This window comes from Gordonia jacobaea (genome assembly GCF_965344965.1).
Classification (GTDB): domain Bacteria; phylum Actinomycetota; class Actinomycetes; order Mycobacteriales; family Mycobacteriaceae; genus Gordonia; species Gordonia jacobaea.
The window spans coordinates 47572-73412 of record NZ_CBDRLS010000008.1; the positions used below are offsets into that span (position 1 = coordinate 47572).

11 protein-coding genes are annotated in these 25841 nt (G+C 66.6%); 6 read left to right on the top strand and 5 right to left on the bottom strand.

Going from position 1 to position 25841, the window contains the following annotated elements:
* Positions 1 to 3: 3 nt before the first annotated feature.
* Complete coding sequence (locus tag ACRVY7_RS21660) at positions 4 to 1671, bottom strand: hypothetical protein (protein ID WP_235434475.1); 1668 nt, start codon at positions 1669 to 1671, stop codon at positions 4 to 6.
* Between the two features lie 379 nt (positions 1672 to 2050).
* On the opposite strand from ACRVY7_RS21660, the gene ACRVY7_RS21665 reads away from it, so the two are divergent.
* The gene (locus ACRVY7_RS21665) at positions 2051 to 3577 is read left to right on the top strand and encodes a DUF7782 domain-containing protein (RefSeq protein ID WP_431818601.1); all 1527 of its coding nucleotides are present in this window, start codon (positions 2051 to 2053) and stop codon (positions 3575 to 3577) included.
* Between the two features lie 184 nt (positions 3578 to 3761).
* The gene (locus ACRVY7_RS21670) at positions 3762 to 4910 is read left to right on the top strand and encodes an acid phosphatase (protein WP_431818602.1); all 1149 of its coding nucleotides are present in this window, start codon (positions 3762 to 3764) and stop codon (positions 4908 to 4910) included.
* 146 nt (positions 4911 to 5056) lie between these two features.
* Here ACRVY7_RS21670 and opgC read toward each other — a convergent pair whose 3' ends face one another.
* Positions 5057 to 6217 (bottom strand): OpgC domain-containing protein, encoded by a 1161-nt coding sequence (gene opgC / locus ACRVY7_RS21675; RefSeq protein WP_431818603.1) that lies wholly within the window; start codon positions 6215 to 6217, stop codon positions 5057 to 5059.
* Positions 6218 to 6299: 82 nt separating this feature from the next.
* Positions 6300 to 8087 carry an AMP-dependent synthetase/ligase gene (locus ACRVY7_RS21680; RefSeq protein WP_431818676.1) on the bottom strand — a complete coding sequence of 596 codons (1788 nt, stop codon included), beginning with the start codon at positions 8085 to 8087 and terminating at the stop codon, positions 6300 to 6302.
* Between the two features lie 230 nt (positions 8088 to 8317).
* Here ACRVY7_RS21680 and ACRVY7_RS21685 point away from each other — a divergent pair, with 230 nt between their 5' ends.
* The 3 genes from ACRVY7_RS21685 (at position 8318) to ACRVY7_RS21695 (ending at position 14829) form a co-directional block, all read left to right on the top strand.
* Positions 8318 to 10075, top strand: coding sequence for a DEAD/DEAH box helicase (locus ACRVY7_RS21685; protein WP_064869740.1), 1758 nt, complete (start codon positions 8318 to 8320; stop codon positions 10073 to 10075).
* Positions 10076 to 10243: 168 nt separating this feature from the next.
* The gene (locus ACRVY7_RS21690; RefSeq protein ID WP_049700903.1) at positions 10244 to 10576 is read left to right on the top strand and encodes a rhodanese-like domain-containing protein; all 333 of its coding nucleotides are present in this window, start codon (positions 10244 to 10246) and stop codon (positions 10574 to 10576) included.
* A gap of 95 nt (positions 10577 to 10671) precedes the next feature.
* The gene (locus ACRVY7_RS21695) at positions 10672 to 14829 is read left to right on the top strand and encodes an AAA domain-containing protein (protein ID WP_431818604.1); all 4158 of its coding nucleotides are present in this window, start codon (positions 10672 to 10674) and stop codon (positions 14827 to 14829) included.
* Positions 14830 to 14836: 7 nt separating this feature from the next.
* Here the strand turns inward: ACRVY7_RS21695 and ACRVY7_RS21700 are convergent, their stop codons facing one another.
* Together ACRVY7_RS21700 and ACRVY7_RS21705 are read right to left on the bottom strand one after the other, a co-directional pair.
* Entirely contained in the window at positions 14837 to 15661 is an 825-nt protein-coding gene (locus ACRVY7_RS21700) for an SIR2 family NAD-dependent protein deacylase (protein WP_431818605.1), read from the bottom strand.
* Entirely contained in the window at positions 15658 to 16107 is a 450-nt protein-coding gene (locus tag ACRVY7_RS21705; RefSeq protein ID WP_064869746.1) for an HIT family protein, read from the bottom strand. Before ACRVY7_RS21705 ends, ACRVY7_RS21700 begins: the two co-directional genes overlap by 4 nt.
* A gap of 499 nt (positions 16108 to 16606) precedes the next feature.
* On the opposite strand from ACRVY7_RS21705, the gene ACRVY7_RS21710 reads away from it, so the two are divergent.
* Complete coding sequence (locus ACRVY7_RS21710; RefSeq protein ID WP_431818606.1) at positions 16607 to 25837, top strand: fatty acid synthase subunit beta domain-containing protein; 9231 nt, start codon at positions 16607 to 16609, stop codon at positions 25835 to 25837.
* The last annotated feature ends 4 nt before the right edge of the window (positions 25838 to 25841 follow it).

The following is a 25841-nucleotide window of genomic DNA, read 5'->3' on the forward strand; positions in this document are numbered from 1 at the left end:
CTATCAGCCAGCAGCCGGAATCGTGAAGGGCAGGCCGGGCACCGGGGTGATGGCTGGCTTCTTCGATGTCGTCGACGGTGTCGCGGTGCGACGTCGATCCTCACCGGCGGGCACGCGCGCTGACGTGGTCGGTGCGGCGGGCGCGAGCGCCTTCTCGTCGGCCGCCTTCTCGGTGCGCACGCCGTCCTTGGCGTCGCGCAACTTCTTGTTCTGCTCGGCTCCGAGACCGGCTCCCGTGGTGTCGTCCTCGCGCAAGCACATCGACCGGATCACGTTGTGGTAGTTGACGAGTCCGTACGTGATGGCTGCCGAACCGGCCGCGTTGAGCAGGCGGACCGGGGTGATCGGAAGACCCGTGATACCTGCAGCCCCAAGGCCCGCAGATTCCACCAGTCCGCCTGCCGTGCTGAACAAGTACAGCGACAGGTAGAGCGAGTAATACGCGGCGGTCATTCCCTTGGTCACGGTGAGGTCTGCGAGCGGTACCGTCGCCGCGAGGTTGTCGCCCTGGCCGATGTTGTGTCCGAGGCCCAACGCGATGTCGAGGGGTGCGCCGCCGACGTAAGGAATGATCGTGCCGATGTAGGACGCGATCGATTCCGCCGTGTTGAAGTCCGCGGGATCGGCGGGGATCAGGTTGTGCGGAATCGGGGTCGAGCGCATCGTCGTAAGAATGCGCTTGGTCTCGTTACGAATGTTGCGCTTCTGCGCCTCGGTGGTGACCATCGTCTGCGCGTAGTCGGAGGTGCGAGTCACGATGCGCGACAGCGGAAGTGAACCGACCGGAGCGCAGGTCTTGTTGTCGGCGAGTGCGAGTTGATCGGCGATGTCCTGCACGATGGCCGGGATCGGGATGTTGTAGCGCACGGTCTCGCTGGGCCGACCGGCGTCGTCCTTCTGCTCCTTGGTGACCCGCGCGACGCATTGGTTGATCATCGAGCTGGCGATCGCCTGGTAGGTGTACTGGGCACCGAGCGCGCTGGCGGAGACGCCGATCTGCAGGATGCTCCTCCAGGTGATGAAGTCCGAGAGTGCCGACAGCTGGGTTCCCTCAAACGGACTGCCCTGGATCGGCGCGATCTGCGACAGCACCCGCGCAGGTGCCACGACGGTCGTGAACAAATACAGCCATGCCGTCTCCACGGCCTGCATCAACGTGATGCGGCTGACCGGGATCGCATCGTTCTGCTTGCCGTCGCGAACCTTCAAGAGCTGCACCACGATCCACTGGGAGATCGGGGTGCGGTACTTGGTGGCCGGGTCGTCGGAATCGGCGCCGAGGGCCAGCGGGTTGTCGGAGATCGCCAGCGTCGAGACGTTCATCTGGTCCATGTCGCGATGTGCCTGTGCACGTGCGGCGTAGGCGTTCTGCTTCAGCTGAGGCGGAAGTGACGGGAGGATCGACTCGAAGAGCGAGTCGTAGACCACTGCAAGGGAGGTGAATTCAGCACTGACACAACTGGTTTCCTTGCCCAGGTTCTCCTTGGGCGTTGCCAGCAGTGATCGCTTCGACTTGCCGATCCGGTCGAGTCGCTCGTCGTAGGTCTCGGCGGGACGCGTTGTCGGCTTCGTCTTGATCTGTGCCGCTTGCGTTGCGGCCTGCTGCTGATGCGCGGCCTGCGTGGCCACCACGGCGGCTGTGCCATTACCGGTAGCGCCGGCGGCAAACACCGAACACAACGTCGTGACTGCGGTGACGCGGACGAGCCATTTCGTCCCGGTTCTCGATCGTCCTACTGCCGCTGGGTGGTCCCGACCCCCGCCACGCACCATGAAGCACTCTCTTCTCATGTGTCACCGAAATGGTGTCCGCCGCCTGCTCACTCATCCCGCCGACGGCACCAGCACATCGGCTCAGTTCGTGAGGTTAGCATAACCTTAATGAATCTCTAAGGTCACTATCAGGTCTCGGCTGACACTCGGAAGGCTAGGGCACTTTACGGACTGCGTACAGACTTCTCGGCGAATTGATGTGAGTGTCGTCTGCCACGGTGCGGGTCGTGTGGTCTGCTGGACATTGCCCCACGAAGCATTGAAAGGTCGGTGACGCATGTCTGACCCCACGCCTGGGCGCCTTCCTCTCCACGACGCGTCGGTCGTCGACTCGATCGGAGCGGATCTGCGTGCGGCGCAGTACAACTCCGACGGAGTTGCCGCGCTTCTCGGTGACGAGGCCAACGCAGCTCTCGGCGGGGGAGTGTGGTGGCCTGCGCTGCGAGCTACCTCGTCAGCGCCCACCGAACACCGACCTCTCGCGACGCTGATCCGACTCTTCCTCCTCGGCTCTGACGAGCCGCGTGAGGCCGCTGAGCAGGCGTTTGCGTCGACGCCGCTGGATGCGCTCGCAGCGAACGGCGTCGTCGAGTTCGTCGATGACGAGCGGGTGCGGGCTGTCCTCGACATCCGACCGCACGCCGACGACGTCCGCGATTACCTCGTCGTCTCCGACCAAGACGCCGCGATGCGCTCGGGTCCTGTCGGGCACGATCACGTACTTGGTATCGGAGGGGCGTCGATCTCGTTGGCACGGGCGATCATTCGTGATCCGGTCGAGTCGGCATTGGACCTCGGTACCGGGTGCGGAATTCAGGCGCTGCACCTCGGAACGCACGTCGACCGGATCGTTGCGACCGACACCAACCCCCGAGCGCTGGCCCTGGCCGCCGCGACCGCGCGCCTCAACGGAATGTCCTGGGACCTGCGCGAGGGCAGCTTGTTCGAGCCCGTCGGGGACGAGCGCTTCGACTTGATCGTCTCCAATCCGCCGTTCGTCGTCGGAGCAGGGTCGCAGGACTACGAGTATCGCGACTCCGGGATGGAGGGCGACGCTCTGTGTGCTCGCCTGATCCGCGAGTTGCCCGCGCACCTGAATCCCGGAGGCACGGCGCAGTTGCTCGCCAACTGGATCGTCTACGAGGACGCCGACTGGCGCGATCGGGTGGGTTCGTGGATCGCGGAGACGGGACTCGACGGGTGGGTCGTGCAGCGTGAACTGGCCGATCCCGTCGATTACATCTCGCTGTGGTTGTCCGACGCAGGCGAAGAACCCGAGCAGATCGCCGCGCGGGGATCGGCCTGGCTCGACTGGTTCGAGCGAGAGCGCATCGCGGGAATCGGCATGGGAGTCATCACACTTCGGGATCGTCGCGGCGGCCCCGACGGTCCGCCCGACGTCGTGATCGAGGAGATCACCGGCGCGGGTGAGGAGGTGACCGGTCCTGAAGCGAAGGCGTTCTTGGACCGTCGTGACTATCTCCGGACAACCTCCGACGCCGCGCTGCTGGCCGCTCGGCTGAAAACCGCTCCGGTGTTTCTCGACGCGCAGTCACTTCCGAGCGACGAGGGGTGGCAGGAGATCGGTGCATCCGTACGCCGTCCCGGCGGGCCGGGCGCCGTGCTCGGCGTCGACGACGTCTCACGGGCACTGCTGGCGGGTTGCCGAGGCCAGGTGCCACTCGGTGCTCTGATCGAACTTCTCGCCGACTTCCACGACGTCGACGCCGACGCGCTCGCAGAAGCAGCACTGCCCGTGGTGCGCGAGGCAATCGGTAGGGGCATCCTCTACGAGGTTCGCTGAGCAAGCACCCCCACAGCGCTCCCCAACCCGACCGGATTGTCCGACCCCGATCTGATGGGACCGGTCTGGACACCAGACGTTCACCGCATCGTCGCCATGGCGTTGACATGAGCTGGTCATCTGAGTGAGTTCGCGACCGGCCCCGACGTCCATGGGGCGCAACTGCCTCGGGGAGGAAACACCTATGCGTCGGTTCGGAAGTCGCAGATTACTCACGGCCGCAGTCGTTCCCGTCATTGCTGCCGTCGGCCTGCTGGTACCCGCGACCGCCACAGCGGCTCCCGCAGCATGTGCCTTCGCCCCGACTGCCGTCTCGGCGTCGAGTGGCTTCACCGCGGGCGAGAAGTCGGCGCCGTTCGCGACTGCGAAGCCCGCGGATCACATCGCGACCCTTGACGCGTTCTCGTCACTGTCCCCGGTGATAAAGCAGCAGAATCTTCTCGAGGCCATCGCGGTGAACAACTCCGCGAGTCCCAAGGCTTCGGCGTATGCGGTCGACGACAACTACGCGATCGAGGGGCCCGCGATCTTCAACGCTCTCGGCTCGAAGCTCTCGCCCGCGTTCTTCGACGCGCTCAAGGCGGGACAGCTTCCGAAGACGAGCGAGTTGCTACTCGGCGAGAAGGCCTTGGTCGGCGAGCGCGTCGGCACGTCGAAGGAGAAGAAGTACTTCGACTACAAGCGGCCGTTCGAGGTCGCGCCCACTCTCATCCGCCACTACAGCGATGGTCGCCCAGACCTCTACGAATCGGTGCGCGGCAGCGGGTCGTACCCGTCGGGACATACCACCTGGGGCTACACGCAGGCCTTTCTGATCGCGACGATGCTGCCCGAGGTCGGGCCGCAGGTCCTCGCCCGCGGCGCCGAGTACGGCTATCACCGCATCGTGCTCGGGGTGCACTACCCACTCGACGTCATCGGCGGACGCATGCTTGCCGAGAACATCACCGCCGAGGTCATCGCCGACCCGAGTTTCGGAAGGCTGCTGGCGCAGGCGCGCACCGAACTGCGGTCGGTACTCGCCGCGCGAGTCGGTGCACCGATCAGCCGCATCGTCGGCTGCCAGCAGCCCTACGTGTCGACCGACGCCGCGCTGACCAGCTACCGGCAGCGCTCGACCTTCTCGTTCCTGCCGACCGGACCCGCTGCGCCGCTTCAGGTTCCGGCCGGTGCAGAGAACCTGATCCGGGCTGCTCACCCAGGATGGTCGACGCAGCAACTGCGGGACCTGTTGGCGCGCACGGCGTTGCCCGGCGGATACCCGCTCGACAAGACCGGAGCGCACGGCGGTTGGCAACGACTCGACATCGCGCGTGCATGGGCGGCTCGCTGAGGCGGGCTGCACGACGCAAATCGGTCTGATCGCCGCGCAGAAAACCACATCCCTGGGGTCACTCGCATGTACCGGTACGTGCGAGTGACCCCAGGGACGTCACTTTCTGCGCGGCGCGGCCCGCGACAGTCAACGGCTTCGGGAACTCAACCGGGTACACCGCCGGCGACGGGCTCGCGTTCCGGGGCTTCAATAGTCCCCTCGACCGGGGCGGCGCGGCCGCGCGTCGCGTCGTAGGCGATCGCGGGCAGTCGATGGAGCTTGTCGATCTCGGCGGCGCGTCGAAGCTCCGCCCACGCCCAGCACGCGCCGAAGACGAGCAGCGTGACGGCGATCGACGTGGTCTCGTCCCAGGGCCGGTGAGCGACGTGGATCGGAACGATGATCAGCGCGATCGCCTGTATGACATACGAATCGAGGCTCCGTGCCCCGGTCATCACGAGAGGTCGCAACCAGTCGTGATGCCATACGCGCAGCAGCGCGCGGAACACCCCGTACACCGCGGGCACGACGACCCAGGCGCCCAACGCCCGCGCCGGCGCAAAGCTGACCTTGTCGGCGACGAGGGGTTCGAGATCTGCCAACGGCCCGGTGTCGATCACGTAGTGGAAGACCAACCACACGCCGACGGTCACGAGAACAAACGCGGGCAGGTATCTGTCGATGAAACGGGCACCCTGCCAACGTCGCCAGTTCCAGCCGATCACCAGCGCAGGCACGAACATGATCTGCCACGCCGCCCAGTTCTCCGTCCGCGGAGAGGCCATCGACTGGGTCAGAAAGAACCAGTCCGGCGAGTGGATCTGCGAGAGCACGTACAGCGCAATCGATGCGCACAGCACCGCGACCCACCATCCACGCATCAACAGGGGGAACACGACATACGCCGACGCCATCAACACCATGTACAGCAACAAGATGTTGCCCCCGCTGGGCAGGTAATTCATGCTCAGCGCGAGTCGTAGACCCTCGCCCCACCCGTCGATCGGGAGCAGGAGAGTCAGCCACCGATGCCCGGCCATCGCCGCGGCTACGGCGACGAGCGCAATCGTCAACTGACACACATACAGCACGACGATCCGTTTGGTGAGCCGCTGGTAGCCGAACCACAGGCCGTGGCGTTCTATCCAGCGCTGATACACCAGTCCGAGGACGAATCCCGATAGCAGGACGAACGCAGACATTCCGTCGACATAGGGAAACGAGTGCGTGGGTTCGGCGATGCGCATTCCCAGCGCGAAGTGCGCCGTGATCATCGACCAGATGGCGACGCCGCGTGTGGCGTCGATGGCGAGATCACGAGTCATGGTTACTCGAGCGTAGAAGACCGCACCCCGCGTAGCCGTGCAGGGCCACGCGGGGTGCGGTGAGAACTTTGCTAGCGAACGATCACGTGTAGAGGTCGGCGATCGCCTTCTGGTGGGCGGAGTGGATGATGTTGCGCTTGAGCTTCATCGTCGGCGTGAGCTCGCCCGAATCGATTGTGAAATCGGTGTCGAGGATGCTGAACTTCTTGATCGCCTCAGCCTTGGAAACCTTCGCATTCGCGGCGTCGACGGCCTCGGCGATCTCCGCCCGCAACTTGTCGTTGGTGGCGAGCTCGGTCAACGGGGTATCGGCAGCGAGCCCGTTGCGCTCGAGCCAACCGGGAACGGCCTCGACATCGATCGTGATCAATGCGGCGATGAACGGCTTGTTGTCGCCGACGACGAGGCACTGACTGATCATCGGATGCGCGCGGATCGAGTCCTCGAGCTGGGCGGGGGAGACGTTCTTGCCGCCCGCGGTGACGATCAGTTCCTTCTTACGGCCGGTGATGAAGAGGAAGCCATCCTCGAGGTGTCCGACGTCGCCCGTGTGGAACCATCCGTCGCGAATCGCATCAGCGGTGGCGTCGGGGTTGTGCCAGTACTCGGTGAAGACCACCGGACCCTTGACGAGAACTTCGCCATCCTCGTCGGCAATCGCGATGGTCACCCCGGGGATCGGCCGTCCGACAGAACCCACGCGCTGGTGTTCTTCGCTGTTCGCCGTGATCGCCGCTGTGGTTTCCGACAGCCCATAGCCCTCGTAGACCGGCACGCCTGCGCCACGGAAGAAGTGCCCGAGGCGCGCCCCGAGAGGGGCTCCGCCGGAGATCGCGCCGTCGCAGTTGCCGCCCAGTGCGGCACGCAGCTTCTTGTAGACCAGGGCGTCGAACACCGCGTGCTTGAGCTTGAGCGCAATGCCGGGACCACCCTTTTCCAGCGCCTCGCTGTACTCGATGGCGGTGTCGGCGGCCTTGTCGAAGATCGATCCCTTGCCGCCGTCGTATGCCTTCTGCTTGGCCGAGTTGTAGACCTTCTCGAACACGCGCGGGACCGACAGCACGTAGTTCGGCTTGAAGGTGGCGAGATGTTCGACGAGGTGCGGGATATCGCTCGTGTGCCCCACGATGACGCCACTCTCCAGGCTCGCGACGGCGATGACGCGAGCGAAGACGTGTGCCAGTGGGAGGAAGAGCAGCGTCGAATTGCCCTCTTCGAGACCCGATCCGACGGCCGAGCGGGTTGCGGCGCACTCGGCGAGGAAGTTCGCGTGGGTGAGGACCACACCCTTCGGGCGCCCGGTGGTGCCCGAGGTGTAGATCAGCGTCGCTGCGTCGGACGACACCGTATTGGCGTGTCGCGCATCGAGTTCGGCGTCGGGCACATCTTTGCCGCGGTTGGTCAGCTCGTTCACCGCACCGTCGTCGATGACGAGGGTTTCGCGAAGCGCGGGCAGTCCGTCGGTCACCTCGCGGAACTTGTCGCGGTGGTTGGCGTCCTCGACGACAAGCGCGACGGTTCCGGAGTCCTCGAGGAGGTACTGGACCTGATCGGGTGCGGAGGTCTCGTAGATCGCGACCGTTGTCCCGCCCGCACGCCAGATGGCGTAGTCCAGGAGCGACCACTCGTACCGAGTGGACGAACAGATCGCGACGCGGTCGCCCGGTGCGATCCCGGACGCGATGAGACCTTTCGCGACGGCGTCGACCTCGTCGGCGAACTGCTTTGCGGTCACCGTGATCCACTGGCCGGACGACTGTCGCCGGAACAGTGGGAGTGTCGGGCGTTCGTCGCGATAACGGAGCAGAGTGTCGACCAGCGTGGCCTTGTCTTCGACGGTCAGATCCGACGGAGTGGCGTACTGCTGCATGTAGGTGGCCCCCTGGGACGTGTTATCCGGCATTTCGGACATAGACATTACGGACATAGTCGAGGTAGGGCGGGATGCCGCTCGCATATGTTGCCACAGAGGGTAGCAGGGAAAGTGGCGTCCATCACATTGGGGTGTGATCGACTCCGGTCTTGACCATGCCGCACGTGAATGCCGCTTTTGGCCCGCCCGCGGATTACAGTTGAGTCGATGAACGGGACACGCAGACCATGACCGACAGCCCGACCGCAGATACACCGTCGATCACATTCGACGACCTCGACATCGACGAGCGCGTACGCAACGCCATCGCCGATGTCGGTTACGAGACCCCGTCGCCCATCCAGGCGGCCACGATTCCACCGCTCATGGAGGGCCGCGACGTCGTCGGGCTCGCCCAGACCGGTACCGGCAAGACCGCCGCGTTCGCGATTCCGATCCTCTCGCGGATCGACCCGCAGGTTCGACGCCCGCAGGCGCTGATCCTCGCGCCGACCCGTGAGCTCGCACTCCAGGTGGCCGAAGCCTTCGGCAAGTACTCGGCACACATGCCCGACGTGCGCGTCCTGCCGATCTACGGCGGACAGAGCTACGGCGTCCAGCTCGCCGGTCTCAAACGCGGCGCGCAGGTGATCGTCGGTACACCGGGACGCGTCATCGACCACCTCGACAAGGGCACGCTCGACATCTCCCAACTCGACTTCCTCGTGCTCGACGAAGCCGACGAGATGCTGACGATGGGGTTCGCCGAGGACGTCGAACGCATTCTCGCCGAGACTCCCGACGACAAGCAGGTGGCGTTGTTCTCGGCGACAATGCCGAGCGCGATCAGACGCCTCGCGCAGCGGTACCTGCACGATGCGCAGGAGATCACGGTCAAGGCCAAGACCGCGACCGCTCAGAACATCACTCAGCGCTACCTGCAGGTTTCTCACCAGCGCAAACTCGACGCCCTGACGCGCTTCCTCGAGGTCGAGACGTTCGACGCGATGATCGTCTTCGTCCGCACGAAGTCGGCAACCGAAGAGCTGGCCGAGAAGCTGCGTTCGCGGGGGTTCTCCGCGGTCGCGATCAACGGCGACATGGTGCAGGCCCAGCGCGAGCGGACGATCAACCAGCTCAAAGCCGGTGGCATCGACATTCTCGTCGCCACCGACGTGGCTGCCCGCGGACTCGACGTCGACCGGATCTCGCATGTGGTCAACTACGACATCCCGCACGACACCGAGTCGTACGTGCACCGCATCGGACGCACCGGGCGTGCCGGACGGTCGGGTAACGCTCTGCTGTTCGTCTCGCCGCGGGAGCGCCATCTGCTGCGCGCGATCGAGCGTGCAACACGCCAGCCGCTGACCGAGATCGATCTGCCATCTGTCGACGACGTCAACGCTCAGCGCGTCGCACGTTTCGCCGACTCCATCACCGAGAATCTCGCGTCGGAGAATCTCGACATGTTCCGACAGCTGATCGAGAACTACGCCCGCGACAACGACGTGGCGATGGCCGACATCGCGGCCGCGCTGGCGCTCGAGACCCGCGACGGTGGATTCCTGATGGCGCCCGACCCGCCGAAGGGCGAGCGTCCCGAGCGTCGGGAACGTGCGCCGCGTTCGGGTGGCGGCAACTTCGCCGCCTATCGGATCGCTGTCGGACGCAAACACAAGGTGTCTCCGGGCGCGATTGTGGGCGCGATCGCCAACGAGGGCGGACTGACCCGGGGTGATTTCGGCAACATCAGCATCCGCGACGACTTCTCGATCGTCGAGCTTCCTGAAGATCTCGACAGGGAGACATTGGAGCGCCTGCGGCACACGCGGATCGGCAAGAACCCGATCGACATCCGACGCGACCAGGGCCCGCCTCGCGCACGTGGCGGCAAACGTAATGGTCAGGGCGGTGGCAGCTTCAACCGCGACCGTCACGGTAAACGCGGTGACAGTTGGGGCAAGCGCGGCAATCCGCGCGTCGCCGGTCGTGGTCGGGGCTGACGGAATCGGGTAGCTGGTTCGCCCGTCCTCGCGACAGCTTTGATCCTGTGACCAGGCTGTTGGTGCGAAGGTGGACAGATCGATATCTTTCCGTAACCTTTTGGGGGGAGAGCGGTACACCGACTCCCGACAAGCAAGTAGAAGTTCGAGTTCAGGAGTGAGTCACCAGTGTCAGTGGTGAGTGCGATTACCGCAGCAGAAGCCATCGATCACGTCGAGCACGGCGACGCAGTCGTCGTCGACGCCCGTCCGCAGGTCGTCCGTCATCAGGGCAGTGTCCCCGGCGCAGTCGTCGTCGACCCGAATGAGGTCACAACCCGACTCGCGCCCACGCCGACCGGTTCGTTCCCGCTGGTCAGCAACCGCGACACCGAGATCGCCGTCGTGTCGGTGCGTTCGCAGGCACCGCGCATCGCAGAACAGATCGCCGACCTCGGATACACCAACGTGCACTACGTCGATGGCGGTTTCCCCGCCATTCGAGGCACCTCGGGCCGCTGAGCTGCACCGCCACAGTGCTCGTCGACACGACTGGCCCTCCGCGGCCTTGGTAGCGTTGATGAACTCTGGTATCGCGGCGGGAAGGCAGCAAGCGCATGATCAACGACACTCCTGATGAGCGTCGGGATCAGGTGTCGAGGCTGATCGGCTTTCTCCGTGGCCTGGTTCGGTCACGATCGGTCTCGGTCAGCACCGTCGATTCCCACCCCGCTGTCGTGTGGGTCGGCAGATCGACGCCCGTGCCCGTCCGCACCGGAGCTGCGCCGGGACAGACCGTCGTCGAAGTATCTCCGGACGACGACGCGTATCCACAACTGTCGACGATTCTCGACGACCTCATCGCCGATCCCGAATCGCTCGAGATCGTCCTCGCCAACGGGCTGGTCACCGTCGTCGACCAGGAGAACGACGGTGAGCCGCTTGTTCGTGAACACCTGCTGACGCAGGACGTCGTCGCAGAACGCGACACCGATTCCGGGACCATCCGGATCTCACTCGGTTCCGCTGGCGTGCCGATGATCCACGACACGCACCTGCTCGCCTCGATCGACGGCATAGACCTGTCGGACGCGGTCAAGCAGCGGGGCCGTGTGGCAGGCCTTACCAATGTTGCGAATTCTGCTGCGGGACAACTGATTTCCGCGTGGCGCGACAAAGTGGTCGTCGACGACGAGCACGTGTCGTTGACCATCGACCTCGCGCCGGCCATCGTTCTACGCAACCGCGGAACGGGGTCGGCGTTGCGCTTTTACGACGCGATGCTGGCGGCGCTGCGCGAGCCGGGCACCGAGGTGCCGATCGGTCTGTCGCAATTGGTCGCGCCCATCGAGGCAGCGGATCGGCTGGCGGCGCTCAGCGGGCAGGGAGCAACACCTGCCACCGAACTCGTCGCAGACGCGATGTTCCCGCTCGCGTCCAATGTCGAACAACGTGACGTGCTGGCCCAACTCGGAGTCGACAGTGGGGTTGTCGTCGAGGGGCCACCCGGTACCGGCAAGACCCAGACCATCGCGAACGTCCTCTCGGCACTTCTCGCGAAGGGCCAGCGCGTTCTGGTGACCAGCGAGAAGGTCAACGCGCTGCAGGTGCTGCGCGACATCCTTCCGCCGGAGCTACGCGAGTTGACCGTCTCGCTCGCCGACGTCAGCACCGACAGCTACGACGCCGTGGTCTCGGGCGTCGAGGCGATCGCCGACCGCAAGTCGAGTTTCTCCACCGGTGTCGCCGACGCCGAGATCGACGACCTCGCCTACCGCCGCGCGCAGGCGATCGACCGGCGCGAGCGAGCGTTGCGCGGTCTGTGGGATCTGCGTTCGTCGGAGACCGAGGTGCACGAGTGGGTTGCGGGCGATTATCGCGGCACCGCGGCGTCGATCGTTCGCGCATGCAACGCCGACGCCGAACGGTTCGACTGGCTTCCCGGGCCACTCGAAGGGGCGTTGCCGCCACTGGACAGCGGCGAATTCACCCGCCTACTCGAACTGCTTCGTCGTGTCGGCGCCGACTCCGGGCGTCTCGCCCAGCGACTGCCAGACCTCGACGACTACCTCCCCGACACGATGACGATGGACGCGATCTGCGAACGGATCGGACAGCGGCCCGCGGAGCCGATGGTCGGCAGCGGATCGTTGATGTCGATCCTGTCGGACGTGGCAAGCGAACGGTTACTGCGCATCAAGGGGATCTGCGATCACCTCGCGGTGGCCTCCGGAGAGGTCGCGACGTTCCCGCCGCTGATCGTCGACATGGCCGACAGGCTCCTCGCCGGGCAGGAAGCGCACCTGTGGTCGCGCGTCACGGCTCTCTCGTCGGTCATCGCCGACGCCGCGCAGCGTGACCGGGCGATCGGCGCGCACGTCGTCGTCGTTGAGAATGGGAGGCCCGGTGACGGCGAACGGTTCGCGGCCGCTGCCACCTATCTACGTGAGGGCGGACGCTGGCGCGGCCGCCTGCTGCGGTCGGAACAGCAACGGGCAGTGGAGGATTCGGGCGTCATAGCCAGTGTCGACGGTCGTCCGGCCACCGATGCCGAAAGCTTGGAGCTCGTCGCTGATCACCTCGCGGTCCTCGACGCCGTGAGTCAGGTACACCGCGTGCTCGCGGATCTGCATGTCCCCGTCGACACCGCCGGTTCGCGATCAAAGCAGCTCAGCCAACTCGTGCGGCTCGACACGCAACTCGCCTGGGTATCGGATCTGCTGTCTGCACGCGACCAGCTGATTCGCGAGCTCGAGTACATCAGCCCCGGCGGTCCTCGCCCGCGCAGCGTCGCGGAGGTGTCGGAGGTTGCCCACCAGGGTGCGTTCATCGCTGCCGCCAACGACGCGAACCTCGCCGAGCAGGAACTGGCCGACCACGCCTATCGGTTGTCGACGGAAGTCGAGAGGGGACCGTCGCCTGAAGGTGATGCGCTTGTCGCCGCACTGGCCAACGCCGACGCGGAGGCGATCAGGTCGGCGCGACGCGCCTTCACCACGGCGCGTGACGAATTGAACGACCAAGCCGCGCTCGACCTGCTTGCTCTGCGGCTGCGCGGCAAGGCACCGGAGTTCTACGCGGCGCTGGCCGCAACTCCCGACGATCCCGCGTGGGACGCACGTCTGCGTGACGTGGTCGGCGCCTGGGAGTGGCGTCGGGCACGGACCTGGGTCGCCGAACGCAGCGACCCCGACGCCGAGGCGCGCCTGGCTTCTGCGCTCGACGACGCCGATGCCGACATCGCGCAGTTGACCACCAAGCTCGCCGCCGCACGCGCGTGGCGGGCATGTCTCGCGCGCACCACGGTCGCCCAGGTGCAGGCGTTGCAGTCCTACCGCGACCACATGATCAATCTGGGCAAGGGATCGGGCAAGCACGCCAACCGCTTCCGGACTGCTGCGCGCGAGGCGATGGAGCAGGCACAGTCGGCGGTTCCCGCGTGGATCATGTCGACCAGCCAGGTAGCCGACATGCTTCCGCCCGAACCGAATTCGTTCGACGTCGTGATCGTCGACGAGGCGAGTCAGGCCGACATCACCAGTTCCTTCCTGCTGTGGCTCGCGCCCCGTGTTATCGTCGTCGGCGACGACAAGCAGTGTGCGCCACGCGGACTCGCCGGGACCTCGCTCGACGACGCGTTCGCACGACTCGACGCCGAGCTTCCCGATCTGCCGCACTACCTCCGGGATGGTCTGACTCCGCGCTCGAGTCTGTTCTCGTTGCTGCGCAGTCGATTCGGTCACCTCATCCGGTTGCGTGAGCATTTCCGTTCGATGCCGGAGATCATCGAGTACTCGTCGCGACAGTTCTACGGCGGGTCGCCACTCGTTCCGGTCCGACAGTTCGGTGCCGATCGGCTCGATCCCCTGCGGACGGTGCGTGTCGACGGTGCGGCAACCGGTCAGGGACAGTCGTTGGTGAACGAAGGGGAGGCCGCCGCGATCGTTGCGACGCTCCTCGATTGCCTCGCCGATCCCGCCTATGCCGAGCTCGATTTCGGCATCATCGCTCTGCAGGGAACCAAGCAGGTCGACGAGATCACACGTCTCCTACGCGAGGCTGTCGACGAGGAGACCTGGCGTGCACGCCGTATCCGGGTCGGGACCCCGCCCGACTTCCAGGGCGACGAACGACACGTGATGTTCCTGTCCATGGTGGTCTCCGACCCCGCGTCACTGAGTGCTCTCACCCGCGCAGAATCGCAGCGTCGAATCAACGTCGCCGCATCGCGCGCGATGGATCAGATGTGGCTGTTCCACTCGGTCGGGCTCGACGATCTGCGTCCCAACGACCTGCGCTACTCACTGCTCGGCTACATGCAGGCAAATCAGGGACCGACCATCGCGCCGATGCCGTCCGACGTCCCCGACGACGAGCGCGTCGAACCTTTCGACAGTCTCTTCGAGCAGCGGGTGTTCAATCGCCTCGCGGCACTCGGGTATCACGTGACGCCGAAAGTCCTTGTCAACAATCGGGTCATCGATCTCGTGGTCACGGGTTCGGAGGGCCGGATGGCCGTGGAATGCGACGGAGACGAGTTCACCTCGACCGGCGCACAGGCACGTTCCGACATGGAGCGTGAGCGTGAGTTGCGCCGGTGCGGTTGGGAATTCGCGCGTGTGCGCGAATCGGAGTTCGAGCTCGACGCCGACACTGCGCTCGCCGCGGTGATCCGGCTTCTCGACCGTCGTGGCGTCAAGCCGGGTTCGGTGTCGGCGACGGCCTCGCGTGAGGTCGCCGCGTGGGAGCCGATCGACCTGACCGGAGCGGAGTAGCAGCCCGTTATCGGCTGCGCCGCGCGGCACGAACGCGTTCGGCGATCTCGGGTAGACCCTGTGCGGCGGTGGTCCGAATGCTATGTGTGGCAACGGAACTCAGTCCCGAAGGTTGCGGGTTGAGTTCGATGACCGGAATACCCCTTGCCGCTGCACGCTCGGGGAGAGCGGCAGCGGGGTAGACGATCCCGCTGGTCCCGACCACGAGGACCGCGTCGGCGACGTCGAACACCTGCTCGGCGCGTGCCCAGGGCTCCGGGGGGATCGGCTCGCCGAACCACACGACGCCGGGGCGCACCAGCGACAGGCATATCGGGCACGACGGCGGTTCCATGGGATGCTCATCGGTGGCCGTCGCCGGATTGGCGTCTCTGCCCTCGTAGGGATGTCCGCAGCGTGAGCAGCGTGGTGCGAAGAGCGAGCCGTGTACATGGCTGACCACGGTGTTACCCGCGCGCTCGTGCAGGTCGTCCACGTTCTGCGTCACCACCATGACCGACGGCGCGTCGTCGGCCTCATCGGCACGTTCTGCCAGTGCGCTCAATGCGAGGTGTCCGGCGTTCGGGGCAGCTCGGCTGACGAGGTGTGCACGCCACTGGTACCAGCCCCACACGAGTGCTGGATCGGCGTCCCACGCCTGCGGGGTTGCCAGTTGCTCGGCGTCGAAGTTCTCCCATAGTCCCGTCTGCGCGTCGCGGAAGGTGGGTACGCCGCTCTCCGCCGACATCCCGGCACCGGTGAACACGGTGATCCACTCGGCCCCGGCGAGGATGTCGATCGCGGCCTGGGGGATCTGCGCGCCAGGTGTGGTGAGAGCGTCGTCGGAGGTCATGCGGGTCCGATCTGTTCGAGGACCGCCGCACGCACGGTGGCCGCGGTTGCGTCGGGATTCTTGTCGCGGCGTACGAGCAGCGACCTCGCCATGCGGAGCTTGTCTCCGCGGTGTCGCGGGATCACATGGAGGTGGGTGTGAAAGACGGTCTGGAACGCTGCCTTTCCGTCGTTGACGACGAGGTTCACCCCGTCGGCGGGCTCGTCGTCGCGTGTCAGTGGCGCAGTCCGGAGTGCTGCCGCGACGACCTGGCCCGCTCGCATCAGGGCGGCGCCGTCGTCGGGAACCAGATCTCCCAGTCCGCTCGAATGGATGCGGGGAACGAGCAGGGTGTGTCCGCGCGACATCGGTCTGATGTCGAGGAAACCCACCACGGAGTCGTCCTCGTACACCTTTCGGGCCGGTGCGGAACCGTCGACGATCTTGCAGAACACGCAGTCGGTCATCCCTGCACCCTAACGACTTCGACGTCTTGGCTCGACATCGCTGAGGGCGTGCCATGTCGCAGCGGACGACACGCAGTGCGACAGGTCACATAACGATTATATAACGACGACCGGATGCCTTCGCTACGCCTCGGGCGACCGGAGAAATGCGCCCCGAACTGGTCGGATGTGCACGCCAATCCATGGGCGCACGGGCCCGCATTTTGTTACCGGCGGGGCTACTCGCGGGTATACCTGGGGGTCGGAAACAACATGAGGAACTCCTCACGTTTATGTGCCATCATGAGTGCCACGTTCATGTCGACGACGTTCCACGCTGAACTGTCAGTCGCCCGCCACAGCGTCAAAGGTGTTGCTGGGCAAGCATGTTCGTGAGAGACACGTGCGCGACCCGGCGATATCCCCCCGCCGCCGGGTCGTGCCACGTGGTGCTCTCGCACGAGAACCAGACAACTCCTGCACCGCACATCAGCCGAGCCCCGATCCTCTAGGAGAGCCCGTGACCGTCGACCAATTCCGCCAAGGGCACCACGGAAGCCGCAACACCGGAAGCCCTGCAGAATCCCTGATCGATCGGCTCTCAGCAGGTGAGAAGTACGCAATCAGCTTTGGTGGGCAGGGTGGTCCGTGGTTGTCGACGCTGGCCGAATTGGTCGTCGACGCGGATCTCGAACAGAAACTGGCGGGTGCCGTCGCTGCCGCAGAGCGCATGCTCGCCCCCGTTGCCGACTCGATCGAGATAGCTCGCCCCGACGGCTTCCACCCCCTCGCATGGGTGCGTGCGACCGACGCGGGCGAGCCGGTGCCGTCCGACGCCGAGCTCGCCGACTTCGCACTGAGCGGTCCCGGCGTGCTCCTCAGCCAGGTCGCCGCCGTCGAATCACTCAAGAAGCAGGGCCTCGATCCCGACGTGATCGCACCCGTCGCCGTCGTCGGACACTCACAGGGGTCACTGGCCGTCGACGCTATCCGGCACGGGGAGAGCGGCTGTGGACAATTGCTGGCGATCGCGCATCTCGTCGCGGCCGCCGGCACTCTTGTTGCTCGACGTCGCGGGCTGGCGAGCAGTCCGGACGGCTCACCGATGCTGTCGATCACCAATGTTGCTCCCGCGCGCATCGACGAGATCCTGACGACCTACCGAGCTGGACTGCCCGAGGCCGAACTCGTCACGGCACCCGTGATCGCCATCCGCAACAGCCGACGTTCGGTCGTGCTGTCCGGTGCGCCCCGACATCTCGCGGCGTTCGCGGCCGAATGCGAGCGCATCGTCGCCGCGGAGGCCGATGACCGCAAGCGCAAGATCACCGGCGGCGCGCCGTTCGCCCCCGTCTTCGACGAGCTCCCCGTCAGCGTCGCATTCCACCACCCCGGCATGGCACCGGCGGTCGACCTGGTACGTGAGTGGGCGCAGACGTGCGGGATCGACGCCGACCTCGCTGCCGGCCACGCCGAATCGATCCTTGTCGCGCCCGTCGACTGGGTCGCACAGATCGACGCCGTGATCGCAGACGGCGCCGCGTGGATTCTCGATTTCGGTCCCAGCGATCTCGCAACACGGCTCACCGCCCCGCTCGTTCGCGGACAGGGCGTCGGTCTGGTGGCGACAGCGCTTCGCGGAGGCCAGCGAAATCTGTTCAGCCCCGGCGGGATTCCCGAGGTTGCGCGCCGTTGGTCCGACTTCGCCCCGACACTGGCCGAACTCGCCGACGGTCGTCGTGTCGTGCAGACGGCGTTCACCCGACTGACCGGGCGCTCTCCGATGCTGCTTGCGGGCATGACTCCGACCACCGTCGACCCCGCGATCGTCGCTGCCGCGGCCAACGCGGGTCACTGGGCAGAGCTCGCCGGCGGCGGTCAGGTCACCGAGGAGATCTTCGCCCGCAACATCGCCACGCTCACCGACCTTCTCGAGCCGGGCCGCGAAGCGCAGTTCAATGCGCTGTTCCTCGATCCGTATCTGTGGAAGCTGCAGCTCGGCGGCAAGCGTCTCGTGCAGAAGGCACGGGCGCAGGGCGCGCCGATCGACGGCGTGATCGTGTCGGCGGGTATCCCAGAGCTCGAGGACGCAGTGGCACTCGTCGACGAATTCGTCGACGCGGGACTGCGTTTCGTGGCATTCAAGCCAGGCACCGTCGAGCAGATCCGTTCGGTGATCCGCATTGCGGCCGAGGTGCCGCATCACCCGGTCATCGTGCAGATCGAAGGCGGGCGCGCCGGTGGCCACCATTCGTGGGAAGACCTCGACGACCTTCTGCTCTCCACATACGCCGAGCTGCGCGTGCGCGACAACGTCGTCATCTGCGTCGGTGGCGGCATCGGCACCCCCGAGCGCGCCAGCGAGTATCTGACCGGCGAATGGGCAACCAGGCACGGGTATCCCACCATGCCGCTCGACGGCATCCTGATCGGTACCGCGGCCATGGCGACCGCCGAGGCGACCACCGCGCCGGAGGTCAAGCAGCTACTCGTCGACACCGAGGGGGTCGACGAGTGGATCGGCGCAGGCCGGGCCGCGAACGGAATGGCCTCGGGCCGAAGCCAACTCGGCGCCGACATCCATGAGGTCGACAACGCCGCGTCGCGCTGCGGTCGACTGCTCGACGAGGTGGCGGGCGACGCCGACGCGGTGGCCGAGCGTCGCGACGAGATCGTGGCCGCGATGGCGCCGACAGCGAAACCCTACTTCGGCGACCTCGACACCATGACCTACCGCGAATGGCTCGATCGCTATGCGACGCTGGCCGTCGGGGATGGCCGCACCGATCAGTACCCGTGGGCCGACATCACCTGGCAGCAGCGATTCGTGGAGATGCTGCAGCGTGCCGAGGCGCGCATGCACCCGAAGGATTCGGGCCCGGTCCCCACGATGTTCGCCGACATCTCGACCACCGACGATCCGCACGCGGCGATCGACGCGCTCGGCGGTGTCTACCCCGAGATCGAGACCGACATCCTGCATCCCGCGGACGTCGCCTTCTTCCTCGGCCTGTGCCGGACCCCGGGTAAGCCGGTCAACTTCGTGCCCGTCGTCGACAAAGACGTTCGACGGTGGTGGCGCAGCGACTCGCTGTGGCAGGCTCACGATGCACGCTACGGCGCGGACGCCGTCTGCATCATCCCCGGGCCGGTCGCGGTCTCGGGTATCACCCGTGTCGACGAGCCGGTGGGCGAGCTGCTCGATCGATTCGAGGCCAAGGTCGTCGACGATCTCGCCACCGCGGGCGCCGACCCCGACCTGATCACCGCCCGCAAGCAGGCTCCGGTACGAGACGCGGGCATCCTCGGTGCCGTGCTCTGGGCCGACGACGTCTCGTGGGCCGGCCGCATCGTGCCGAGTCCGGTTGCGCTGCTTGGCGATCGGGAGTCGTGGGAGGTCTCCTCGGAGCGTCGAGCCGAGCACGCGGCAACAGGCGCAGTGCTCGAACACGTGGGAGAGGACAGCTTCGAGCTGATCGTGCCGATCTCGGGATCGTCTGTGCGCATCCCGCTCCGTGTCGATCGGAGCATCGCCGACGGCGGCAGCCCTCGCATCGAGCGAGACGACGCAGCAGGTGCCATGCGCGAGATCCTCACCGTGGCAGCCGGCGGACGCCTCACCGACGTCGTCGACGGCGTCGCGGTCACCACCATCGGATGGTCGGCAGACGGGGTCGCCGACCACGCCGTCGTCACCGCCAACACTCTGCCTGCTCACCTCCACGCCGTCACACCGGCGCAGCCCTTCGGCTTCGCGGTGCCCGACACGCTCGTCGGAGCCTGCTGGCCAAGCGTTTTCGCGACGATCGGTGCTGCGACGACCGACGACGGCATTCCCGTCGTCGAGGGCCTGCTCGACCTCGTCCACCTCGACCACACCATCGAGACCGTCGGTTCCATCCCCGACCACGACACCGAACTCACCGTCGTCGCCCGCGCGGGCGACGTCCGGGACACGACGGTGGGACGCGTCATCGACGTCGCCGTCGAGGTGTCGGGGCCTGACGGTGAGATCGCCCGTATGACAGAGCGTTTCGCCATCCGTGGCCGCATCGGTGATTCCGAGCTCGACGACCCGCAGCGCGCCGGGGGAGCGATCACCGACGAGGCCGCGGCCACCCGGAAACCGCTGCGTACCGCGACGATCACCGCACCGACACGCATGAGTGCGTTCGCTGCCGTCTCAGGCGACCGCAATCCGATCCACACCGATACAAGCGCGGCAAAGCTCGCAGGACTCGGTGAGCCCATCGTGCACGGCATGTGGCTGTCGGCGGCGGCTCAGCACGTCGTCACCGCGGCCGACTCGCGCAACCGCATCCCGTCGCCGCGCCCGATCGTCGGGTGGACGGCTCGCTACCTCGGGATGGTTCGTACCGGCGATGCGGTGTCGGTCCGCGTCGACCGCGTCGGTCTCGATCGCGGCCGCGAGGTCGTCGAGGTGACCTGCAAGGTCGGCGACACCCTGGTGATGAGTGCCACGGGACTTCTCGCGGCTCCGCGCACCGTCTACGCCTTTCCCGGGCAGGGCATCCAGAGCAAGGGCATGGGACTCGACGCCCGGTCGCGTTCGAAGGCGGCCCGGGCGATCTGGGATCGCGCGGACAAGCACACGCGCGCGGCTCTCGGGTTCTCGATCCTCGCAGTTGTACGCGACAACCCCACCACGCTCATCGCCAACGGCACCACCTACAACCACCCCGACGGCGTGCTGTACCTGACACAGTTCACCCAGGTCGCCATGGCGACCCTCGGCGTCGCGCAGATCGCGGAGCTCAAGGAAGCAGGCGGATTCGTCGACGGCGCCATCACGTGTGGACACTCGGTCGGCGAGTACAACGCCCTCGCGGCATGCGCGGGAGTGCTCCCGCTCGAAGCCGTCCTCGAGGTGGTGTTCCAGCGCGGCGAGGCCATGCACCACCTGGTACCGCGAGATGACCTTGGGCGCAGCGACTATCGCATGGCGGCCATCCGCCCGAGCCAGTTCGGCCTCGCCGACGCCGACGTCGAGTCGTTCGTCGCAGAGGTCGGGGAGTCGATCGGCGAGTTCCTCGAGGTGGTCAACCTGAACCTTCTCGGCTCGCAGTACGCGATCGCGGGCACGGTCCGCGGTCTCGAACACCTCGAAGACGAGATCGAACGTCGTCGAACCGAATTCGGCGGCAAGCGATCGTTCATCCTCGTTCCCGGCATCGATGTGCCGTTCCATTCGACAGTGCTGCGAGCCGGTGTGCCCGAGTTCCGCGGCAAGCTCGACGAACTGCTGCCCGCACAGATCGATCCCGACATCCTCGTCGGGCGCTACATCCCGAATCTCGTGCCGCGGTTGTTCACGCTCGACCGTGCGTTCGTCGAAGAGATCGCGGCACTGGTGCCGTCCGATCCGCTCGACGCCGTCCTCGCCGACTGGGACACCCACGCGGCCGACCCGGCGGGCTTGGCGCGCATCGTTCTCATCGAGCTACTCGCCTGGCAGTTCGCCAGTCCTGTGCGCTGGATCGAAACCCAGGACCTCCTCTTCGGCGCAGCCGAGCGCGGCGGGCTGGGCATCCAACGGTTCGTCGAGATCGGCCTCAAGGGTGCGCCGACGCTCGCAGGCCTGGCGACCAACACTCTCAAGCTCGACGACTACGGCTCGGCGACAACCGAAGTGGTGAACGTCGAGCGCGATTCCGACGTCATCCTCGCCAAGGATGCCGGCCCCGAGCTCGACGATGAACCCGTCGAAGACGCGCCTGCGCAAGACACCGGTGCCCCGCACGACGCTGCGGCGAGCACGCCCGCTCCCGCGGCGGCAGTGCCTGCTGCTCCGAGCGCGCCCGCAGGCGCTCCGCGGCCCGACGACGTCTCCTTCGGGCCGTCGGACGCGGTCCGTGCAGTCGTGGCGCTGTGGACCAAGATCCGCCCCGAGCAGATCGGTTCGGCCGACACCATCGAGGCGTTGTGCGACGGCGTCTCGTCGCGGCGTAACCAGCTCCTGCTCGACATCGGTGGCGAGCTCGGACTCGGCGCGATCGACGGAGCCGCAGAAGCCGACATGGTCGCGCTCGCCGCGACGGTGGACAGCCTCGCACGTGGTTACCGCCCGTTGGGGGCGGTCCTCACCGACGCGGTGTCCGATCAGATCCGCAAGGTACTCGGCCCCGTCGGAAAGCGGCAGGCCTACATCGCCGATCGGGTGACGGGCGTGTGGCAGCTCGGTCCCGGCTGGGGACTGCACACCACCGTGGCACTCGCCCTCGGTACCCGCGACGGAGCCAGCGTGCGCGGAGGCGACCTCGGCGATCTGCTCGACGGACCGCTCGCCAACACCGACGCGCTCGACGCTCTCGTCGACCGCGCCGTGACCGCGGTGGGTGCGTCGCGCGGTATCGCTGTCGCCAAGCCCGCGGCCGACACCGGCGGTGGCGCGACGGTCGACGCGGCAGCACTCGGTGAGTTCACCGAGCAGCTCACCGGACGCAGTGGCGCGCTTGCCTCTGCCGCGTACACGGTGCTGGCCAAACTCGGACTCACCGAGGACGACGCCGCGCCCGAGATCGCGGAGAACGTCGACGCGCACCTGGTCGAGCGGGTCAGTGCCGAACTCGGCTCGGACTGGGCGCGCACCGTCGCGCCGGCGTTCGACGCGGAGAAGATCGTCCTCGTCGACGACCGATGGGCCACCAGTCGCGAGGATCTGGTCCGCATCTGGCTGACAGCCGACGCCGACCTCGCCGACCGCCACGACACGATCGTCGAGTCCTTCGCGGGTGCGGGACAGACTGTCGCGCAACATGCCACGTGGTGGCAGGGCAAGGCTCTCGCCGCAGGCGAGGCGACCCGCGCGCAGATCTTCGGCGCCATCGCCGCCGCGGCACAGGCGCCGGACGCGGGTGAATGGTCCGACGAGATCGCCGTGGTGACCGGCGCGGGTAAGGGATCGATCGCCGCAGGTGTGATCGGCCGACTGCTCGCGGGCGGAGCGACGGTCATCGCCACGACGTCGAAGCTCGACTCCGGCAAGCTCGCCTTCTACAAGAAGCTCTACCGGGAGAACGCGCGTCACGACGCGGCGCTGTGGGTCGCCCCGACCAACATGGCGTCGTACACCGACGTCGACGATCTCGTCGAATGGGTCGGCAGCGAACAGACCGAAAACGTCGGCGGCACAACGGCTGTCATCAAGCCTGCGATGAAGCCGACGCTGCTCTTCCCGTTCGCGGCACCCCGTGTCGCCGGCGACCTCACCGACGCCGGGGCGCGCGCAGAGCTCGAGATGAAGGTCCTCCTCTGGTCGGTGGAGCGGCTCATCGCGGGGCTGTGTGAGATCGGCGCCGATCATGACATCGCGGCCCGACTGCACGTCGTGCTTCCCGGATCGCCCAACCGCGGGATGTTCGGTGGCGACGGTGCTTACGGCGAGTCCAAGGCCGCACTCGATGCACTGGTCACCCGCTGGGGAGCCGAGGAATCGTGGGGTGCGCGAACGACTCTCGCGCACGCACTCATCGGGTGGGTGCGCGGCACCGGGCTGATGGGCCACAACGACGGCATGGTCGCGGCTGTGGAGGCAGCGGGCGTGCGGACGTGGAGCACCGACGAAATGGCGGCACAGCTCCTCGGACTGTGCACGCCGCAGCAGCGAGTCGCTGCCCGGGACGAGGCGATTCTCGCCGACTTCACCGGCGGCCTCGACCCGTCGATCGATCTCAAAGCCCTTGCCACGGACCAGGACGACGCCGGCGAGGTCGAGGCGGAGGCCGACGAACTCGACGACGCCACGGTCGCTGCGCTACCCGCGCCGGCCCGCGCCGCGAAGTCGATGGCGCCCGCATGGCCGTCGATCGATGCGCGCCCCGAGGATCTCGTGGTGATCGTCGGCGCCGGAGAGCTCGGACCCTACGGTTCGTCGCGCACTCGGTTCGAGATGGAGGTCGACGAGAAGCTCAGCGCGGCAGGCGTGTTGGAGCTTGCCTGGAACACCGGTCTGATCGTCTGGGACGACGCACCCAAGCCGGGCTGGTATGACACCGAGACCGGCGATCCGGTCGACGAGGCCGACATCGCAGAGCGCTACCACGACGCGGTCGTCGAGCGTTGCGGCATTCGGCGCTACGGCGATGAAGGCGCGATGGTCGACAACACCTCGCCGCTGCTCACGTCGATCTTCCTCGACGAGGACCTGAGCTTCACCGTCAGCTCCGAGGAGCAGGCAAGGGCATTTGCGGCCGCAGATCCGGACAAGACCAGGATCGCTCCGATCTCCGACACCGGAGACTGGCGGGTTACCCGTCTGGCCGGCACCGAGATTCGCGTGCCCCGCAAGTTCGAGCTGAGCCGGACCGTCGGAGGCCAGATCCCGACCGGGTTCGACCCGACCCGCTGGGGTGTCACGCCCGACATGGTGGAATCGATCGATCGGGTTGCGCTGTGGAATCTCGTCGCGACCGTCGACGCCTTCCTGTCATCGGGATTCACCCCGTCGGAACTGATGCGGTGGGTGCATCCGGGACTCGTCGCGAATACCCAGGGAACCGGTATGGGTGGCATGACGTCGATGCGTGAGCTGTACGTCAACACCCTGCTCGGCGAGGCGAAAGCCAACGACATCCTCCAGGAGGCGTTGCCGAACATCGTTGCCGCACACGTCGTTCAGTCGTACGTGGGAAGCTACGGTGCGATGATCCACCCGGTCGCTGCCTGTGCGACGGCCGCGGTGTCGGTCGAGGAGGGCGTCGACAAGATCCGTCTCGGCAAGGCAATGTTCGCGGTGGCGGGCGGATTCGACGATCTCGGTATCGAAGGCATCGTCGGATTCGGTGACATGTCGGCGACCGCGGAGTCGGCGAAGATGGCCGCACGCGGAATCGACGAGCGCCGGTACTCGCGTGCCAACGACAGGCGACGCGGAGGATTCGTCGAATCTGCCGGTGGCGGAACCATTCTGCTCGCTCGCGGCGACGTCGCGGCACAGCTCGGACTGCCGGTCCTCGGTGTCGTCGCCTGGGCGCAGAGCTTCGGCGACGGAGTGCACACGTCGATTCCCGCACCGGGACTCGGAGCGCTGGGAGCCGCACGTGGGGCGCTCGCCTCGCCGTTGGCCAACGCGCTGGGTGCACTCGGCGTGAGCGCCGACGACGTCGCGGTGGTGTCCAAGCACGACACCTCGACGCGTGCAAACGATCCCAACGAGTCAGAGCTGCACGAGCGACTCGCCGACGCGATCGGCAGGACGCCCGGTGCACCGCTGTTCGTCGTGTCGCAGAAGTCGCTCACCGGCCACGCGAAGGGTGGCGCGGCGGCATTCCAGCTCATCGGGCTCTGCCAGGTGCTGCGCGACGGGGTGATCCCACCCAACCGCAGCCTCGACTGTGTCGATGAGCAGATGCGCGACTACCCCCACCTGGTGTGGGCGCGTGAGCCGCTCGCGCTCGGTGATCGGTTCCCGCTCAAGGCGGGTCTGCTCACCAGTCTCGGCTTCGGTCACGTCTCGGGTCTGATCGCCATCGTCCATCCGGAAGCCTTTGTCGCAACCCTGGATTCGGATCAGGCGCAGAGCTATCGCGATCGGGCCGCACGCCGCGAACGTGACGGTGCACAGCGGCGTCTGGTCGCGATGTGCGGCGGCGAGCCTGCGTACCGTCGTCCTTCGGGTCGACGTCTCGACAGCACGCTCGACGAGCACGATGCCGAAGCAGGGCTGCTGCTCGATCCGGGTGCACGCCTCACGACCGATGGCGCCTACGGCGTCGCGGCCGATGGGCGCTGACGCG